Raw genomic sequence first — 16,433 nt, 5'->3', positions numbered from 1 at the left:
CTTCGTGAACGCCCGCTTCGCACGCCGCCCTCACCGTGGACGCCGCCTGGCCGTCGCAGCGGCCGCCGCCGCACTGCTCCCGCTGCCGGTGCTCACCGCCTGCGGCTCCGGTGCCGCCACCACGGCCGCGGCGGCACCCGGGGGCAGCGCCTCGCCCGCTCCCTCGGAGAACGTGGTCGCGGGGCTCAGGAAGATCGACGCCCTGGCCGCCCTGCTGCCGGAGGACGTCCGCAGGGCCGGCACCGTCCGGGTCGGCAGCTCCGTCGGCTACCCGCCCAGCGGGTACTACGCGGACGGCTCCAAGACGCCCGTCGGCCAGGACATCGACTTCACCGACGCCGCCGCCAAGCTCCTCGGCCTGAAGGTCGACCGTGAGGTGGCGAGTTTCGAGACCATCCTCCCGGCCCTCGGCAGCGGCAAGTACGACCTGGGCACCGGCAACTTCGGCGTCACCACCGAGCGTCTGAAGACCATCGACTTCGTCACCTACATCGACGACGGGCAGGGCTTCGGCGTCAGCCGCGGGAACACCACCCTGAACAAGGTCACCGATCTCACCCAGCTGTGCGGTCTGACCATCGGCACCGGTGCGGGCACCACCTTCGAGTCCACCCTGAACGCCAACAAGGGGCTCTGCGCCAAGTCCGGCCGGAAGCCCTACCAGGTGAAGGTCTTCGCCGAGACCGGGGCGATCCTCACCAGCCTCCAGCAGGGCCGCATCGACGTGGTCATGTCGACCATCAACGGCCTGCGCTACCAGGCGGCCCAGCCCGCCGCCGGGGTGCGGTTCCTGGGCGAGTTCCACCGGCTCGACGTGGGCTTCGCCTTCAGGAAGGGCTCCCAGCTGACCACCGCCTTCCAGGCGGCCGTCAATGAGCTGATCAAGGACGGCACGTACGCCCGGATCCTCGCGAAGTGGGGGACCACCGAGTCCGCCGTCTCCGAGTCGCAGATCAACCCGCCCGAGAAGCAGTGACCGCCCACGAGGCGGTGACCGCCCGACAGGCGGTGACCACCCGAGAAGCAGTGACCAGGAGCATCACCATGGGACTCGCCACCGACCCCCCGGCGCTCGCCGCAGACCTCCCGTCGCAGGCCGCACCGCATACGGCCGCCCACGACGACCTCGCCTCGCTCAAGGTCGTACCCGCCCGCCACTACGGCCGGTGGGCGGCCGCCGCCGCCGTCCTGGTGGTCGTCGCACAGTTCGCGCACGGCCTCGCCACCAACCCGGGCTGGGACTGGGGCACCTTCGCCGACTTCCTCACCCTGGACACGATCATCAAGGCCGTCGGGGTGACCCTCCAGCTCACCCTCTACGCCACGGTGCTCGGATTCGTCCTCGGCATCGTCCTCGCGTTCATGCGGCTGTCGGACAACCCCGTACTGCAGACCGTCGCCTGGACCTACATCTGGGCCTTCCGCTCCATCCCGCTGATCGTCCAGCTGCTGTTCTGGTTCAACCTCTCCTATCTCTACCGGCGGCTCGGCTTCGGCGTCCCGTTCGGCCCCACCCTGTGGTCCTTCAGCACCAACGCGCTGGTCGGTGCGATCGGCGCCGCCGTCATCGGACTCTCCCTGCACGAGGCCGCCTACTCGGCCGAGATCGTCCGCTCCGGAGTGATCTCGGTCGACGGCGGTCAGCTGGAGGCGGCCGCAGCCCTCGGCATCCCCAGGCTGCGGCAGCTGCGCCGCATCGTGCTCCCCCAGGCGATGCGCGCCATCCTCCCCAACGCCGCCAACCAGGTCATCTCCCTCTTCAAGGGCACCTCGATCGTCTCCGTGATGGCGATCGGCGAGCTGTTCTACCAGGTCCAGGTGATCTACGGCAGAAACGGCCGGGTGGTACCGCTGCTGATGGTCGCCACCGTCTGGTACATCCTGCTCACCACGCTGCTGTCCATCGCGCAGTACTACGTCGAGCGGTACTTCGCCCGCGGCGCGGACCGCAACCCGCCGCCCACCCCGCTGCAGCGGGCCCGCTCCTTCGCCCGCGACCTGCGCGGGGCCGCCGCCCGGCGCACCGAGGCCGTCCAGCCGGGCCGCCTCGCCCTCAGGACCCAGGGAGGTGCCGAGTGAGCACCCAGGTGATGGTGGACGTCCACGGCGTCCACAAGAGCTTCGGCCCGCTGGAGGTGCTGCGCGGGGTCGACCTCCAGGTCCGCACCGGCGAGGTCACCGTCATCCTCGGCCCGTCGGGCTCCGGCAAGTCCACGCTGCTGCGCAGCATCAACCATCTGGAGAAGCTCAACCGGGGCTACATCAGCATCGACGGCGAACTGATCGGCTACCGCCGCTCCGGCAGCAGACTGCACGAGCTGAAGGAGCGTGAGGTGCTGCGTCAGCGCACCCACATCGGCTTCGTCTTCCAGAACTTCAACCTCTTCCCGCACCTCACCGTGCTGGACAACATCATCGAGGCACCGATCGCCGCGCTGCGCCGGCCGCGCCAGGAGGCCGTGCGGCAGGCCGAGCGGCTGCTCGCCCGGGTGGGTCTGGCGGACAAGGCGAACGCCTACCCCCGCCAGCTGTCCGGCGGCCAGCAGCAGCGGGTCGCCATCGCCCGCGCACTCGCCCTGGAGCCCAAGGTGCTGCTCTTCGACGAGCCGACCTCCGCCCTCGACCCGGAGCTGGTCGGTGAGGTCCTCGATGTCATCAAGGACCTGGCCCGCGCCGGGACGACCATGATCGTCGTCACCCATGAGATCGGCTTCGCCCGTGAGGTCGCCGACACCGTGGTCTTCATGGACGGCGGTGTGATCGTCGAGCAGGGTCCCCCCTCGGAACTGCTGGACAGGCCGCAGCACGAACGGACCAGGGCGTTCCTGTCCAAGGTCCTCTGACGTCCCCTCCACGTTCAGCTTCTCCACCTTCGGCCCCCTCCCCCTGACACGCCCCCTCGCAAGGAGACATCCATGTCGACCCGCCTCCCCCGCCGCGCCGCCGGCACCGCCTTCGGTCTCGCCGCCGCCCTCGTCCTCGCAGCCTGCAGCAGCACCGCCTCGACCGGCGGCACCTCCACGGACAAGGCAGGAGACACGGTCACCACCACAGACGGAATCAAGATCAATCTGACCGCTCAACAGAACCGCACCACCACCCCCAAAGTGGACGCGATAGCCGCTCTCGTCCCGGCGGCGATCCGGAAGAGAGGCACCCTGGAGGTCGTCGAGTCCAGCGGATCCACTCCACCGCTGGGCTTCTACGCCACCGACAACAAGACCGTCATCGGCGTCGAGCCCGACATCGCCTCGCTGGTCGCCGACGTCCTCGGCCTGAAGGTGCACTACAACCCCGTGGAGTGGGCGCAGATCTTCGTCGGCCTGGACAGCGGCAAGTACGACGTCGGCTTCAGCAACATCACCGACACCGAGGAGCGCAAGGAGAAGTACGACTTCGCCACCTACCGCCTCGACAACCTCGCCTTCGAGGCCAGGAAGGGCACCGACTGGAAGGTCACTGGGCCCAGGGACGTGGCGGGCCGGACGATCGCCGTCGACAGCGGCACCAACCAGGAGAAGCTGCTGGTCGAGTGGAGCAAGGAGGATGTGAGCAACGGTCTGAAGCCGGTCGACATCAAGTACTACCACACGACCAGCGACACCTATCTGGCGCTCGGCTCCGGCCGCATCGACGCCTGGCTCGGCCCCAACCCCTCCGCCGCCTACCATGTCGCCACCGCCGGGCAGACCCAGATCATCGGGACGTACTCGGGCGCCGGCGCCACCGTCCAGGGCAAGATCGCAGCCACCACCAAGAAGGACAACGGCCTGGTCAGGGCGCTCAGCGAGGCCCTCAACGCCGTGATCAAGAACGGTACGTACGGCCAGGTGCTCAAGCGCTGGGGCCTGTCGAACGAGGCCGTCACCACCTCGGAGATCAACCCTCCCGGCCTGCCCAAGACCGCCGGCTGACCACCCCGGGAGCACCTCTGGAGCCTGCGTACGGGCAGTCCGTACGCAGGCTCCGCGGCGCACCCCCGCGCCCCCGGCGGGGCACGGCCGCCGACTCCGCGCGGGGCGCGCCGCACACCCCGTGATCGATCGCGGTACGACATGGTTGATCCACTGCGCGGGCCGGTACGGCTTGACGCGTCCCGGCGCCGCCGCCTACGGTCCCCAACCGTTGAGTCCGGCTCCGGAACCAGTGCCGTCCGCGCACCGGGGAGCCGGTCCGGCGTCAGGGGGACAAGGCCGTGGGACGTACCCGTACCGTCATGCGCGGACGCAGCGGACCAGTCGCCGCGCTGCTGGGCTGCGCCGCGCTGCTCGCGGCCACGGGCTGCTCGGGCGGCGGCAGCGCCAAGGCGGGTCCGCCGCCCGACGACTACGGCTGCCTCAGCGAGAAGCAGGCCGCGGCGGGGTCGATCACCCTCGACTACGACGGCACCCCACTCGACGCCTATGTCCAGGGGGACGGGAAGGTCGGCATCGTCTTCTCCCACCACCTCGGCGGCGACCTGTGCGAATGGGCCGACTACTTCGACCACTTCACCCAGCACGGCTACCGGGTGCTCGCCTTCACCATGGACGGCGCCGACCCCGGAGCCGTCCTCAAGGCGTCGCAGGAACTGGTCCGGCGCGGATCCCGGAAGGTCGTGCTGGTCGGCGCCTCCAAGGGCGGCACCGCGTCACTGGCGGCGGCCGCGGCCCCGGGCAGTGTGCAGGTGGCCGCCGTGGTGAGTCTGAGCGCGCCGTCGCAGTACGACACCACCGACGCCATGGCGGCCGCCGGGAGGCTGAAGGTGCCGGCCTTCTTCGCCGCCAAGTCGGAGGACACCCCGTATGTGGACAACGCCAGGGACCTCTACAAGGCGGACCACGACGCGCAGAAGACCCTCAAGGTCTACCAGGGCTCGGGGCACGGCGAGGAACTGCTGCGGAACGGCAGCGGCCTCGCCGACATGACCGACTTCGTGCTCCACTACGCACCGGCCGCCGGGTAGTACGGCGATCACTCACGCCGAGGGCGATAGGCCGCGAGCAACCGCTCCAGCAGAGCCGCGGTGGCTTCGCCGGTCGGGGTCCGCGTCACCACGTTGAGCTCCCACGTGATGCGCTCCTTCAGCGGGACGACGGCGATGCCCTCGCTCGGCGGGACCAGCAGTTCGGGGAGCAGCGCGACGCCGAGGCCGTTGGCGACGAAGACCGGGATCGCGCTGGTCTCGGTCGCCTCGGCCTTGACGTCGCGTACGACCCCGCGTGCGCTGAGCGCGGCGTCGAGGACGTCCCGGTTGCCGAAGCCGACGGGCGCGTCCACGAAGCGCTCGTCGGCGAGGTCCGCCAGCGCCAGTCCCGTGCGCGACGCGAGTTGGTGCCCGGCCGGGAGGATGACCGTGTAGGGCGTGGTGGCGAGCCGGTGCACGGCGAGCCCCGGTCCCGCGGTGGCCGCCGGGAGCCCGTACATGCTGAGGTCGAGCCGCCCCCGCCGCACCGCGTCGGCGAGTTCCGCCGAGCCTGACGGAGACGCGCGCAGCCGGAGGTCGACGAGCGGGTGGTCGCGGTGGAACGCACCGATGACGCGCGGGATCGCCAGGTAGCTCACGCTGGAGAACACCCCGATGCGCAGTTCGCCCCGTAGTTCGCCGCGCGGGTCGGCTGCGGTGCGGGCGCGCGCCTCGGCGTCGGCGAGCGCGCGAAGCGCGGGCAGCACCGCCTCTCCGGCGGCGGTGATCCGCACCCCTCGCTGGTTCCGCTCGAAGAGCGCGGAGCCCAGCTCTCGTTCCAGCGCCCGGACGCCGGCGGAGACGGTCGACTGTCCTGCGTGGACCCGTTGGGCGGCACGGGTGAAGCTCAGCTCGTCGGCGACCGCGATCGCGTACTCGACCAGTCGGGTCTCCATCCCTGCGTCTCCTGTTCCATCGTTCACGACGATAACTGTGACCAAGAGTATGCGTTGGACACGATGACGGGGAGACGCCGAGCATGGAGGCATGACGACAACGGCAGCTCCCCCCGTCAATCCGGCCAGAACGCCGGCCCTCGGACGACTCCCCCACGGGACGGGCTTCTGGCTGGTCGCGCTCACCTTCAGCACCGAGCTCGCGTTCTGCGCCGTCCCCACGCCCCTGTACGCGATCTACCAGCAGCGCGACGGCTTCCCGACGATCGTCCTCACCGTCGTCTTCGCCGCATACGCGGTCGGGGTCATGCTGAGCCTCTATCTCGCGGGCCACACCTCCGACTGGCTCGGACGCCGACGGGTGATCATCGGCTCGCTGCTCGCCAACCTGTCGGCCGCGGTCCTCTTCATCGTCTGGAACGACGTCGCCGGTCTCATCACCGCCCGCTTCGTCAGCGGACTCGGCATCGGCATCCTCACCGCCACGGCGACCGCACACCTCTCCGAGCTCGGCGCTGCGGCCAACCACGCCAAGGGGCGCGTCGCCCTCGTGGTGGCCTTCGCCAACCTCGGCGGCATCGGCCTCGGCCCTCTGATCGGCGGGCTCATCGCCACCTGGGCCACGCGGCCGCTCGTGGTGCCCTTCGTGGCCTTCGCCGTCCTCCTGGTCGCCGAGGGCATCCTGGTCGCCTTCGTTCCCGAGACGGTCGAGCGCCGTGAGAAGCGCCCTGCCTACCGGCCGCAGCGCATCGCGGTGCCGGCGGCGGGAAGGGGCGCGTTCTGGGCGGCCGGAACGGCGGCGTTCGGGGCGTTCGCGGTGTTCGGCACCTTCATGGGTCTCTCCTCGACCTTCCTCGTCGGTCTTCTCGGGCTGCGTTCGCACCTGCTCGCCGGCCTGGCGCCCTTCGTCGTCTTCATGGCGGCGGCCCTCGGCCAGATCGTCACGGCGCGCCTGGCGACGCACCGTCAGATCCGGCTCTCCATCGCGCTCGCAGCGCTCGGGCTGGCGGGCATCGGTGGTGCCGCCGTCGCCGCCTCGCTACCGCTCTTCCTCATCGGCGGCGGAATCGCGGGCGCGGGGATCGGCGTCCTGTTCCGAGCCGCCCTCGGCACCGTCACCGCGGTCGTGGACGGAGAGCGTCGAGGCGAGGCGCTCGCCGGGATCTTCCTCATCGCCTACGCCGGGATGACCATCCCGCCGCTGCTCACCGCCGCCGCGCTCAGCGTCTGGCCCACGGTCGCCGTGCTCGTCGGCCTTGTCACCCTCGCCGCGGTCCTGGTGGCGATCTCCGGCTCCCGGATGCTCCGCCGCTGAGTCGGACCGTCACGATCGGCGGACACTCACCCCGGCGCCGGGACGTGGCACTGCCGGCCCGCGGGCCCTGCGCACCGCGGCGCGGGGCGGCGCCCCTGACGGGGAGTGCCGATCGTCCCCGGCGCCGCGGTCCTCTCCCCCGGCCGCTCCGGAGGGCGCCGCCGCCGGCGCCCTGCCGGGCTCGTCACGGTTTGTGCGGGAAACGGTGCCGATCCCGTGGGGGCCTGCGCCCCCTGCATGTGGTTCGACTCAACCAATGTGATACATCGTCATCAATTGTCCGAGTCTCCCCCGGCGTCCTTTGTAAAAGGTAGGTCAAGTCCCACCATCAGGTCTTCCTGAGGTGAACATGGCACTCTACGTTTCTCGTTGATCATGTGAACTGTGGGGCCTGTGGGGTTTGCCTTCCTGAGGAGGACATGGCGTTGGGTGGGGTTGGAGGGCAGCGTTCCCGGCGGGCGCTGAGGACATTGCTGGTTGCCGCACTGGTAGCGGGGGCCGCACCCGCGGTCGGCCTGGCCGGTGCCGGCCAGGCCGGTGCCGCGGTGCCGGCCGAGACCGTGAAGCCGGTGAAGTCCGCCGGGGCGGGCGCGCACCGTACGGCGCTGACAGAGAGCGCGGCGGTGACCGAGGCGACCGGCACCGGTCAGAAGGTGGAGATCTCGTCGCTGCTGACGGAGTCCAGCGAGACCTATGCGACCCCCGACGGCGGCTACGAGATGGATCAGCATCTTCGGCCGGTGCGGGCGCGGGTCGGCGGGGCCTGGAAGGCGATCGACAACACGCTGGTCAAGCGGCCCGACGGCAGCGTCGGGCCCGCGGTGGCGGCGGTCGGGCTGACCCTGTCGGGCGGTGGCCCGGGTCCGTTGGTGACCGTGGAGCGCGCCGGGCGGAAGCTCTCGTACACCTGGCCGTCGGCGCTGCCGGCTCCGCAGCTCAACGGGGACACCGCGACCTACGCGGATGTGCTGCCCGGCGTGGACCTGCAGATGCGGGCGGACGTCGACGGCTTCCACGAGCTGGTGGTGGTCAACTCCGCCGCCGCCGCGAGGAACCCGGCCCTGAAGCGGCTGACCCTCGGAGTGCGGGCCACCGGCCTGACCCTGTCGAGGACCAAGGACGGCGGCCTGCAGGCCACCGACAGTGCGGACGGCGGCGGTGTGGTGTTCGCCGCACCCAAGCCGATCATGTGGGACTCCAGCACCGGCACGGCGGCCGGCGCGGCGGCGCGGAGCACCTCCGCGGGAGCCGCCGAGGCCAAGGCCAAGGCCGATCCGAGGCAGGGCCCGACGGGCACCTCCCGGGTCGCGCCGATCGCGGCCGCGGTCGACTCCAAGACGTCGCAGCTCACGCTGACGCCCGACCAGTCCCTGCTGACCGGCGCGACCTACCCCCTGTACATCGACCCGCAGACCTACACCCCCAAGGCGGGGGACTGGACGATGGTGTCGAAGTACTGGGCCTCCAGCCCGCAGTACCGCTTCAACGGCGACTCGGACGAGGGCGTGGGCTACTGCGGCTGGTCCTACTGTGCGCCGTACGACACCAAGCGGCTCTTCTACTCCTTCCCCACCTCGCGGTTCGCGGGCAAGTCGATCCTGAGCGCGACGTTCATCGGGCATGAGACCTGGTCGCCGAGCTGCAGCGCCAGGAAGGTCGAGCTCTGGCGCACCAAGGGCTTCACCTCCGGGACGACCTGGAACTCCTCGTCGGACAACTGGCTGGAGCGCCTGGACACGGTGAGCACCGCGAACGGCTACTCCGGTTGCGCCGCCTCGGATGTGGAGTTCGACGCCACCACCGGCGTCAAGTACGCCGCCTCCCACAACTCCTCGACCACCACGTTCGGGCTGCGGGCCACGGACGAGTCGGACGCGTACGGGTGGAAGCGGTTCTCCGACGACGCCTACCTGCGGGTGCACTACAACCTCCCGCCCAAGCAGATCAGCATGTCGCAGCTGTCGATGAGCCCGGGCGGGTCGTGCCACAGCCCCTCCAGCCCGGTGCGGATCGGCTCCCTGCCGTCCATCACCGCCGGGAACGTCACCGACCCCGACGGGGACCAGGTGAGCGTCCAGTTCGAGCTGTCCTGGGACGCGGGTGACGGCAAGGGCTTCACCACCCAGTGGACGTCGGCCAAGATCGGGCCCAAGAAGTCCGGGTCGACGTTCTCCACCAAGCTGACCGCCACGCTGTCCGGCAAGGCGATCCCCAAGAACAAGACGATCGGCTGGGCGGTCCGCGCCCAGGACTACGACGAGGGCAAGTACTACAGCTACTCGCCGTGGTCGTACACCGGCTCGGCGACCGACTGCTACTGGGTGTACGACACCAGTGTGCCGGCCGGCCCGGTGATCACCTCCGGGGACTACCCCGCCGTCAACGACTCCGACCCCAACGACCCCTCCTACGACGGCGTGGGCCGGGACGGCAGCTTCACCCTCGACTCCACCGCCACGGACGTGGTCAAGTACTGCTACGGCGTGAACGCCGACGCGGTGTGCGACGCCGACCACACGGTGGCCACCACCGGCGGTGCGGCGAAGTCGGTCACCTTCCGGCCGACCCGGGCGGGCACCAACTTCGTCTATGCCCAGGCCTGGGACAGTGCCGGGAACGCCTCCGAGCCGGAGGTGTACGAGTTCCGGGTGAAGGAGGGCCAGCCGGCCGAGGCGCAGTGGCAGCTGGACGACGCCGCGGGCGCCACCCAGGCGGCAGGCACCGCCGGTGACCGGACCCTGAGTGTGACGGGATCCCCGACGCTGGGTGCACCGGGCAAGGTGGGCACCGGCATCGACTTCAACGGCACCGACTCCTATCTGGCCTCCGACATCCCCACCGTGCACACCGACATCAGCTTCTCGGTGGCGGCATGGGTGAAGCTGGACCGGATGCCCACGACCGCGGCGATCATCGCGGCCCAGCCGGGCAACGACGCCCCCGGCTTCGAGCTGTACTACTCCCAGGCGTACGACCGGTGGGTGTTCAACCAGTACACCGCCGACACCGCGACCGCCACTCCGGTCCGCGCGATGGCGTCCACCGCCGGCGGGGTGACCGCCGGGCAGTGGTACCACCTGGTCGGCAGCTACAGCTACGGTGACAAGCTGCTCTCGCTGTACGTCAACGGGCAGCTGGTGGGCACCACCAGCTACAGCACCCCCTGGGACGCACGGCGCGGCCTGCAGATCGGCGCCGGCAACTACTCCGGCACGGCGGGCAGCTTCTTCCCCGGCACCATCGACGACGTCCGCATCTTCGACAAGCCGCTGGTGGCCACGGACGTGACCCACCTGTACAAGGGCGAGCCGCTGGGCACCGGACGCCCGGCCCGGGCGGTCTTCCCGCTCGACGAGGGCGCCACCCAGACCGACGGCACGGCCACCACCCAGGTGACCGGGCGGGCGGACGTGGAGCCGGCCGTCCTGCACGGCGGCGCCACCGCCGGCAGCGCGGGCGCCCAGAACCAGGCCCTGACCCTGGACGGCACCACCGGCTACGCGGCCACCCGTTCCTCCCACGTCAACAACGTTCACAGCTACTCGGTGGTGGCGTGGGCGAAACTGTCCACCAAACCCAGCCACGCCGCCATCATCGCCACCCAGGCGGGCACCTACCGGCCGGGCTTCGAGCTGTACTACTCCGCCACCTACGGCTGGTCGTTCGATGCCTACACCGCCGACTCCGACACCGCCGACATCGTCCGCGCCGCCCAGGGCGACACCACCCACTCCCCCGCCGGGGTGTGGACACAGCTCCTGGGTTCCTACGACGCCAACACCGACGACATGCGGCTGTACATCAACGGGGCATGGGTGGCCACCACCACCTTCGCCGCGCCGTTCTACGGCGGCGGGGCCACCCAGATCGGCGCCGGCTCCTACGACGGCGCGCCAGGCAGCTTCTTCCCCGGCCAGATCGACGACGTCCAGCTGTTCGACCGGGCGCTGTCCGCACCGGAGGCAGCCGCCATGTACGACAACCAGCTGCAGGTCCAGGGCCGCTGGGGTCTGGAGAGCGCCACGGGCACCCCGCAGGTCTCCCCCGACTCCCTGGCGACGGCCGCCGACCGGCATCCGCTGACCCTGGGCAGCGGTGCCCAGATCGACGCCACCGGCGGCAGCAGCGTGGTGGGCATGGGGGCGCTGGTGCTCAACGGCACCAGCACCGGTTACGCCTCGACCAGTGCCTCACCGATCCACACCAACACCAGCTTCACCGTGAGTGCATGGGTGTCCACCCCGGCGCGGCCGACCAAGCCGGTGACGGTGATGAGCATGGCCGGCACCAACGCCAACGGCTTCGCCGTCCGGTATGTGCCCGACTCCACCGACCCGGTGAACGCGGGCAGCTGGCAGCTGCAGATGGCCAACGCCGACAGCACGAGTGCGACCGTCTCGACCGCCCCGGACACCAGCTTCCAGAACAACGGCGCCTGGGACCACCTGACGGTCGTCTACGACCTGATGGCCGGTCAGATGCGCCTGTACGTCAACGGGGAGCTGCAGCAGAACCTGTGCGCGGACAGCGACGACAACGGCACCCCGGACGACCCGACCTGCACGGAGACGGTGTCCTGGAACTCCTCCGTCCTGCCGTTCGACGCGACCAAGGGCCTGCAGCTGGGCCGTATCAAGACCGGCACCTCCACCTGGGGTGAGTACTGGCCGGGTGTCATCGACGACGTGTGGACCTTCACCGGCGTCGCCTCGGACACCCAGATCGCCGCACTCGCCTCCGGGGTCGATCTGGACACCACCACAGGCCCCTGACCAGGGGCGGCACAGAACAGGGGCGGCGCGCAAGAGGTCACCGCGCGCCGCCCCTGCGCACAACCTGCTGGACGTGGTGACCGACGGGGCGACCGTGCCCCGGTGGGCCGCAGCCGCGGTCCACCACGGACGTTGAGGGACGGGGACTGGACGAGCGTGATACGAGGACGACGCGCACCTTCGGTACGAGGACGACGCGCACCTTGGGGCGGGGCCGCACGGCGGGCCACCTTCCTGGTCTGCGGCCTGCTGGTCGCCGGCCTGCTGCAGGCCGGCGCCGCACCGGCGGCCCAGGCGGACGACATGCCCGGCAGGCCCTCCCCGGGCAAGCCGGTCACCGGCCACTCGGTCACCACCACGGTCCCGCGCACCAGCGACGGACTGCCCCACCACCCGGCGCACGCCCCCGCACGGTCCTGGGCGGAACCGGGCAGCGCCGCCGTCACCCTCCCGGCCGCCGGAAGCAGGACGTCGGCCGTCCGGGCGGGGAGCCTCCCGGTGACCCTGACCGTGCCCGCGGCGACGGCGACCGGCTCGGGCACCAAGGCCGCGCGGGGCGGGGCCGTACCGCTGAGCGGGGCCGCCACGGTGCGGATGCTCGACCAGAAGGCCGCGCGGGCTGCCGGGGTGGACGGCCTGCTCTTCACCGTCACGGCGCAGCCGGGTGCGAGTGGCGACACCGTCGGCGTGCGCCTGGACGACTCCGGCTATGCGCAGGCCTACGGCGGCGCGTACACGGCGCGGCTGCACCTGGTGAAGCTGCCCGGGTGTGCGCTGACCACCCCCGGCAAGGCGTCGTGCACCACGCCCACCCCTCTGCGTACGCTCAACGACCCGGCCGCCCACACGCTGACCACCGACGCGGTGTCCCTGGCCCCCATGAGCAGCACCGCCGGCAGCGCGGTGGTACTGGCTGCGACCTCGGGCGCCTCCAGCGACCAGGGAGACTACTCGGCCTCGTCGCTCGCCCCGTCCTCGGCGACGGTGGTGGGTCTGAACACCGGTGACTTCTCGTGGTCCTACGACATGCCGGTGCCCGACGTACCGGGCAGCTTCACCCCGGATGTGGGCCTGTCCTACGACTCCGGCGCGGTGGACGGACGCACCAGCAACACCAACAACCAGTCCTCCTGGGCGGGTGACGGTTTCGACCTGTGGCCGGGGTTCGTCGAGCGCAGCTACAAGCCCTGCGCCGACGAGGGTGTGAAGGACTCCTCGGGTTACAAGGTCGGCGACCTGTGCTGGGCGTACGACAACGCGACGATCTCCTTCAACGGCCACTCCGGTCAGCTGGTCGCCACCGGCACCAACTCCTTCCGCATCACGGGCGACGACGGTACGAAGGTCGACCGGATCTACGGCAGCTCCACCGATGTGCGCTCCAACGGCGCCCACAACGACGAGTACTGGCGGGTGACCACCACCGACGGCACCCGCTACTACTTCGGCTACAACCGGCTGCCCGGCTGGACCAGCGGCAACACGACCACCAACTCCACCTGGACCGCACCGGTCTACGGCAACAACACCGGTGAGCCCTGCAACGGCTCCACCTACGCCACCTCCTGGTGCCAGCAGGGCTGGCGATGGAACCTGGACTACGCCGTGGACACCCACGGCAACGCCATCGCCTACTACTACACAAAGGAATCCAACTACTACGGCCGCGACAACACCGCCTCCACCCCCACCGCCTACGACCGCGGCGGCTCCCTGGACCACATCGAGTACGGACTGAAGTCCACCGCCGTCTACTCGGCCAAGGCCCTCGCCCGGGTCGACTTCGGCTCCGCGGAACGCTGCCTGGAGACCACCTCCGGCACCTGCGACGCCGCCAACATCGACACCAAGTCCTTCTACTGGTACGACACACCGTGGGACCTGAACTGCAAGTCCACCGGCAACTGCGAGAACTTCGCCATGTCGTTCTGGTCACGCAGGCGGCTGAGTTCGGTGACCACGCAGGTGCTGAAGTCCGACGGCAGCTACACGCCCGTGGACTCCTGGGACCTGGCCCAGCAGTGGGGCATGGCCGACGTCGACTACCAGCTGGAACTGGCCTCCATCCAGCACACCGGCAAGGCCGACACCCCCGAGGGCGCGCCCGACATCACCCTGCCCAAGGTCACCTTCGGCTACGACCAGCGGACCAACCGCCTGGACATCCCCGGTGACAACACCTCGCCGTTCATCAAGGAACGCGTCTCCACCGTCGACGACGAGTCCGGCGGCCAGATCGACGTCACCTACTCCACCGCCGCCTGCAACGCCTCCAGCCTGCCCACCCCTGACTCCAACACCACCCTGTGCTTCCCGCAGTACTTCACCAAGCAGGGCGACGAGAACCCCACCCTGCAGTGGTTCAACAAGTACGTGGTGAACCAGGTCATCGAGACCGACCGCACCGGCAGTGCCCCGGACGCGGTGACCCGCTACGACTATCTGGGCGGAGCCGCGTGGCACTGGGACTCGGACGACGGCATCACCAAGGAGAAGTACAAGACCTGGTCCACCTTCCGCGGCTTCGCCCATGTGCGGGTGGAGACCGGCGGTGAGGACCCCGTCGGGATGCTCTCGCAGAGTGACCACTACTTCCTGCGCGGCATGGACGGCGACAAGACCTCCAGTGGCACCCGCAGTGTGAGTGTGTCGGACGACAACGGCGGCACCATCACCGACCACGACTCCCTGTCCGGGACGGAGTACAAGACCGAGGACTACTCCGGGCCCGGCGGCGGCGTCCTGGACAAGACCGTCGACACCCCCTGGCACCACCAGACCGCGGCGGTCGTGCGGATCTGGGGATCGATCGCCGCCGACCTGACCGGCACCGCCGAGACCCGTACCTGGACCTCGCTGGACAACGGCGCCGGCGCCAAGTGGCGGATCACCGACACCGCCAACACCTTCGAGAACACCGCCGGCCGCATCATCCAGACCGACGACCAGGGCGACATCTCGACGTCCACCGACGACCGGTGCACCAAGACCACGTACGTGGACAACACCAGCGCCTGGATCCTGGAGGCGTCCGCACGGGTACTGGTCCTGTCCGTCGCCTGCTCGGCCACCCCGGACTACTCCAAGAACGTGGTCACCGACTCCCTGAGCGCCTACGACGGGCAGGCCTACGGCGCCGCGCCGACCGTCGGTGACGCGACCCGTTTTGCGACGCTGAAGTCCAACAACGGCACCACCATCACCTATCTGGAGTCCGGCAAGGCCTACGACTCCTACGGGCGGGTGGCCTCCTCCACGGATCTCACCGGCAACGTGACGGCCACCGAGACCGGCACTCCGACGCGCACCGACCGCACCGACGGCCGGACCACCACCATGGTCTTCACCCCGACCACCGGCTTCCCGACCACTGTGGCCGTGACCACTCCGCCGGCCACGGCGGGGAACTCCGCCACCGCGCAGACCACCACCACCACGCTGGACGCGGTCCGCGGCCTGCCGCTGACGGTGGTGGACACCAACTCCAAGCGCACCGACACCGTCTACGACGCGCTGGGCCGCAACTCCAAGATCTGGCTGGCCGACCGGTCCAAGGCCAACAACCAGACCCCCAACTACTCGTTCTCCTACACGTTCACCGACGGCAAGCCGACCGCGGTGGGCACCACCACCCTCGCGGGCACGGGCACCCAGACCAGCTACACGCTCTACGACGGCTTCCTGCGGGCACGCCAGACCCAGACACCCGGCCCCCACGGGGGCATGCTGGTGGCCGACACCTTCTACGACGCCCGCGGCCTGGTCGAGAAGTCCTTCGCCCCCTACTACACCGCGACGGCGCCCTCGACCGTCCTCTCCTCGCCCAACGACGCCGCGGCGGTGGAGACGCAGACCTGGAACAGCTACGACGGTCTGGGCCGGGTCACCCAGAGCCAGCAGGTGGCCGGCAACAGCGACGGCGGCCGGGTGCTGTCCACCACCACGACCAGCTACGGCGGCGACCGCACCACGGTCACTCCGCCGGCGGGCGCCACCCCGACCACCACCATCACCGACGCCCGCGGCAACACCCGCGAACTGGACCAGTACCACGCCTCCACCCCGACCGGCGCCTACGACAGGACGCTCTACGACTACGACCCGTCGGGCAAGCTGTCGAAGTTGACCAGCCCCGGCGGCAACGTCTGGAACTACACCTACGACCAGCGCGGCAATCCGTACCAGGCGATCGATCCCGACAACGGGACCACCACCTCCGTCTTCGACGACCGCAACCAGCTGGTCTCCACCACCGACCAGCGCGGCCGGACCATCACCCACCTCTACGACGGCCTCGGCCGTGAGACCGAGACCCACGACGGCGACGCCACCGGACCGCTGCTGACCAAGCACGTGTGGGACCCCACCGGCTACAAGGGCCAGCTCTCCACCGCCACCCGCTACGTCGGCGGCGCGACCGGCTCCGCCTACACCGTGGCCTACCAGCTCTACGACAACCTCTACCGGCCGCACCGCACCACCACCACCATCCCCGCCGCCGAGGG

The 16,433-nt window shown here is 70.3% G+C and carries 8 protein-coding genes and 1 pseudogene; 8 read left to right on the top strand and 1 reads right to left on the bottom strand.

All coding sequences use genetic code 11. The features are described 5' to 3' along the window. Nucleotides 1–4 precede the first annotated feature (4 nt). From AOK09_RS09035 to AOK09_RS09015, 5 genes are all read left to right on the top strand, one after another. Nucleotides 5–976 carry an ABC transporter substrate-binding protein gene (locus AOK09_RS09035; protein ID WP_055586599.1) on the top strand — a complete coding sequence of 324 codons (972 nt, stop codon included), beginning with the start codon at nt 5–7 and terminating at the stop codon, nt 974–976. Nucleotides 977–1,044: 68 nt separating this feature from the next. Further along, a complete protein-coding gene (locus tag AOK09_RS09030; RefSeq protein ID WP_055586598.1) occupies nt 1,045–2,079 on the top strand; it encodes an amino acid ABC transporter permease in 1,035 nt (344 codons plus the stop codon). Nucleotides 2,080–2,090: 11 nt separating this feature from the next. After that, nucleotides 2,091–2,843, top strand: coding sequence for an amino acid ABC transporter ATP-binding protein (locus tag AOK09_RS09025; protein WP_055586627.1), 753 nt, complete (start codon nt 2,091–2,093; stop codon nt 2,841–2,843). A gap of 72 nt (nt 2,844–2,915) precedes the next feature. Further along, nucleotides 2,916–3,914, top strand: coding sequence for an ABC transporter substrate-binding protein (locus AOK09_RS09020; protein ID WP_055586597.1), 999 nt, complete (start codon nt 2,916–2,918; stop codon nt 3,912–3,914). A 302-nt stretch (nt 3,915–4,216) separates the two neighbouring features. Beyond that, nucleotides 4,217–4,945 carry an alpha/beta hydrolase family protein gene (locus tag AOK09_RS09015; protein WP_157875839.1) on the top strand — a complete coding sequence of 243 codons (729 nt, stop codon included), beginning with the start codon at nt 4,217–4,219 and terminating at the stop codon, nt 4,943–4,945. An 8-nt stretch (nt 4,946–4,953) separates the two neighbouring features. Here the strand turns inward: AOK09_RS09015 and AOK09_RS09010 are convergent, their stop codons facing one another. Continuing rightward, nucleotides 4,954–5,841, bottom strand: a complete 888-nt coding sequence (locus tag AOK09_RS09010) for a LysR family transcriptional regulator (protein WP_055586595.1) — start codon at nt 5,839–5,841, stop codon at nt 4,954–4,956. A gap of 91 nt (nt 5,842–5,932) precedes the next feature. Here AOK09_RS09010 and AOK09_RS09005 point away from each other — a divergent pair, with 91 nt between their 5' ends. The 3 genes and pseudogenes from AOK09_RS09005 to AOK09_RS08995 all read left to right on the top strand — a co-directional run. After that, nucleotides 5,933–7,156 carry an MFS transporter gene (locus tag AOK09_RS09005; protein WP_055586594.1) on the top strand — a complete coding sequence of 408 codons (1,224 nt, stop codon included), beginning with the start codon at nt 5,933–5,935 and terminating at the stop codon, nt 7,154–7,156. Between the two features lie 470 nt (nt 7,157–7,626). Further along, nucleotides 7,627–11,928 (top strand): LamG-like jellyroll fold domain-containing protein, encoded by a 4,302-nt coding sequence (locus AOK09_RS09000; RefSeq protein WP_055586593.1) that lies wholly within the window; start codon nt 7,627–7,629, stop codon nt 11,926–11,928. Nucleotides 11,929–12,084: 156 nt separating this feature from the next. Next, nucleotides 12,085–16,433, top strand: a pseudogene (locus tag AOK09_RS08995) (sugar-binding protein); the annotation flags it as partial.

It is taken from the genome of Peterkaempfera griseoplana, from assembly GCF_001418575.1.
GTDB lineage: Bacteria > Actinomycetota > Actinomycetes > Streptomycetales > Streptomycetaceae > Peterkaempfera > Peterkaempfera griseoplana.
Note: the sequence above shows the minus strand (reverse complement) of the source record. Positions and strands in the feature narration are given on the sequence as shown.

Excerpts from the sequence above, each read along its gene's own strand:
- AOK09_RS09015 (WP_157875839.1), top strand. The coding sequence starts at position 4,217 with ATGCGCGGACGCAGCGGACCAGTCGCCGCGCTGCTGGGCTGCGCCGCG.
- AOK09_RS09025 (WP_055586627.1), top strand. The coding sequence starts at position 2,091 with ATGGTGGACGTCCACGGCGTCCACAAGAGCTTCGGCCCGCTGGAGGTG.
- AOK09_RS09030 (WP_055586598.1), top strand. The coding sequence starts at position 1,045 with ATGGGACTCGCCACCGACCCCCCGGCGCTCGCCGCAGACCTCCCGTCG.
- AOK09_RS09020 (WP_055586597.1), top strand. The coding sequence starts at position 2,916 with ATGTCGACCCGCCTCCCCCGCCGCGCCGCCGGCACCGCCTTCGGTCTC.
- AOK09_RS09010 (WP_055586595.1), bottom strand. The coding sequence starts at position 5,841 with ATGGAGACCCGACTGGTCGAGTACGCGATCGCGGTCGCCGACGAGCTG.
- AOK09_RS09005 (WP_055586594.1), top strand. The coding sequence starts at position 5,933 with ATGACGACAACGGCAGCTCCCCCCGTCAATCCGGCCAGAACGCCGGCC.